The 997-nt window shown below is 35.1% G+C and carries 2 protein-coding genes; both read right to left on the bottom strand.

What is annotated here, in order from left to right:
• Positions 1-20 precede the first annotated feature (20 nt).
• Positions 21-449 (bottom strand): ArsI/CadI family heavy metal resistance metalloenzyme, encoded by a 429-nt coding sequence (locus tag AC1DRF_RS29530; RefSeq protein ID WP_477742513.1) that lies wholly within the window; start codon positions 447-449, stop codon positions 21-23.
• 50 nt (positions 450-499) lie between these two features.
• The gene (locus AC1DRF_RS29535; RefSeq protein WP_043981853.1) at positions 500-829 is read right to left on the bottom strand and encodes an ArsR/SmtB family transcription factor; all 330 of its coding nucleotides are present in this window, start codon (positions 827-829) and stop codon (positions 500-502) included.
• Between the last annotated feature and the right edge of the window lie 168 nt (positions 830-997).

The raw sequence follows: 997 nt of genomic DNA on the forward strand, positions 1-997 counted from the left end.
GGTTTTATGTTAACTAATGATTAACAACAAGCATTAGTTACAGGTAGCTTTTCATTTGGCCCATCGCTGTTCTTGTGAACCTCACTATCAGATTTCGTATAAAAGAATTCCCATTCGTTTCCGTCCGGATCTGTTACCCAAAACTTATCTTKCACAGCATAGCAGCAAGTTGTATCCATTTCTTCACGAGCAAAGAAGCCTTCTTTTTCTAATCGTGATTTATGAGAATGAATTTCTTCAGGAGTTTCTACTTGGAAGCCGAAATGATTCACTTGATTACCTTTTACTTCGTCTCGTACGTTTAAAGTGAAATTTAATCCTGGCTTATCTACTAAAAATTTAGCGTAATCTACTTTCATTTTCACTGGTTGAACGCCAAATACCTTTTGATAAAACTCCATGGACGCCTCTAGATTCGTTACATTAATTCCTACGTGAACATATTTCATTTACACTTCCTCCTTCGCATTATAAACAATATTATTTTAAATATATTAATTTAAGAGCAGGAGCCGCTTTTACTTGTATCTTTTCTAAACAAACAGCAAAGCTCCTCAGATAACAGGTGATTTACCTCTTTGTCATGTAAATCATAATAGCTCCATGTCCCTTTTGTTTCTTTTGTGATAAGGTTTGCTTCTAATAAAATTTTTAAATGATAGGAAAGTTTAGATTGAGACATCCCAAAGAATTCAGTTAGGTCACATACGCATGTCTGTCCCCGCTGGCAGAGCTCATACATAATTTCTAATCTCTTTTGATCAGCAAGTGCTTTAAATTTTTGTTCGTACTGTTTAAATGGGTGCTTTCCTTCCTTAACTGTTTCCATTGTCATTCTCCTTCATCAACTTTTTTTGATTTAATAATCGAAGCTTTCGGCAGCTTTTTTAAAGTTACTATATGTAGTTTCCCCTCTTAGCATAGGATCTTGATGAAAAAAACGCTGAAAGATTAGGTTTTGTGCTTCCTTCTGGTCCATCCCTTGGGTGTTCATAAC

It is taken from the genome of Priestia sp. P5_B4 (assembly GCF_056400385.1).

Coding starts and splice junctions, on each gene's coding strand:
- AC1DRF_RS29535 (WP_043981853.1), bottom strand. CDS start 829: ATGGAAACAGTTAAGGAAGGAAAGCACCCATTTAAACAGTACGAACAA.